General features: G+C 70.1%; 2 protein-coding genes. One reads left to right on the top strand and one right to left on the bottom strand.

The window, feature by feature from the left end; all coding sequences use genetic code 11:
• On the top strand, positions 1-883 hold an 883-nt coding region (locus tag AC27VN_RS41450; protein ID WP_490880507.1), incomplete at its 5' end, for an ABC transporter substrate-binding protein.
• A 138-nt stretch (positions 884-1,021) separates the two neighbouring features.
• Here AC27VN_RS41450 and AC27VN_RS41445 read toward each other — a convergent pair.
• Positions 1,022-1,409, bottom strand: a 388-nt coding sequence (locus tag AC27VN_RS41445; RefSeq protein WP_490880506.1) for a type 2 periplasmic-binding domain-containing protein, incomplete at its 5' end; no start/stop codon positions are given.

Here is a 1,409-nt window from a genome sequence, read left to right as displayed (position 1 = left end):
GGGCGCAGGCGTGCTGCGCCTGGGCTACATCGGTCCGGGCAAGAAGCCCGCGGCCGCCACCGGTTGGGCGCTGCGCCAGGGTCTCTTGCAGCGCGAGCTCGCGCCGCTGGGCTTCAAGGAGGTGGTCACGCGCAACTTCCCGAACGGACCCGACCTCAACGAAGCCTTCATCTCGGGCGTGCTCGACGTCGGCATCTACGGTGACACGCCCGCCGTGGTCGCGCGCTCGCGCGGCCTCGATGCGCGGCTGATCGGCTTCGACACCGTGGGCATGAACGTCTGGCTGCTCACGCCGCGCGACGGCGTGCGCAGCGTGCGCGAGCTCGAGGGCCAGGCCATCGGCGTGGCGCGCGGTTCCTACATGCACCGCTATGTGCTGGGCCTGCTCAAGGAGCACGGCCTGCAGAAGTCGGTGAAGGTGATCCACATGTTCCCGCGCGACGGCGAAGCCGCGCTCGACCAGCGCTCGATCGCCGCCTTCGCGGCCCAGATCGACGTCGGGCCGCTGCTCGCATCGCGCGGCTACCCCGTGATCGACGAGGCCGACCGCCATCCCACCCTGCGCGGCACCTCGGTGATCGTCGCCTCGTCGAAGCTGCTCGCCACCGCGCCCGGCCTGCCGGCCGCCTGGACCCGCGCGCGCCGCGCCGCCATCGCCGAGATGCGCGCCGACAGCGCGGCCTACTACGCCTTCCATGCCGAGGTCAGCGGCTTCCCGCTCGATGCGGTCAAGGCCTCGCATCCGCTGAGCCAGTATCCCGAGGCGGCCTATCCGGCCGAGGGGCTGGGGCTGATCGAGGAGGTGAAGAAGTTCCTGCTGGCGGAGAAGCTGGTGACGCAGGACTTCGCGTTGGGGCAGTGGCAGTGGGCGGGTGAGGGTTAGAAGGCGGGCAGCCGAACGCAGAAGCCGCGAAGGTTTCGCAGAAGTCGCAGAAGGAAATCCACAAATGGCTTTTTCTTCTGCGACTTCTGCGCTGCTTTGGTCTTCCTTCTGCGTTCGGCTGTCCGCTTTCCGTTCCACTCACGAGTGGCAGACCAACCCATCCTTGAGCAAGGTGATCTCGAACTGCAGATTCCCCGCACGCGCCCCCCGCGCCTGCGCGAGCGTGCCATCGGCGCGCCAGCGCCGCAGCGCGGCCGCGATGTAGTCGCGCGACGCCGTGTCGCCCGCCGCGAGCCGCACGGCCGCGTCGGCCGGGGCGCGCAGGTCCTGCGCGACCGGCTTGTAGAAGCGCCATTCCTCGTTGCCCATCAGCCGCTCGAGCACCTGCGCGTCTTCGGCCAGTGCCGCGCATTCGCCGGCCATGAAGGCCGAGGCCGCGTGCACCGCCGAGGGATAGTTGCGTGGCTGCGCGCCATAGCGCAGCGCCACCGCGCCCGCATAGCCCGAGCCTTCGCCGACGCAGACC

This window comes from Variovorax sp. 20P10.2.4, assembly GCF_058244205.1.
The sequence above is the reverse complement of the archived record's forward strand: the minus strand, read 5'-3'. Positions and strand labels throughout refer to the sequence as shown.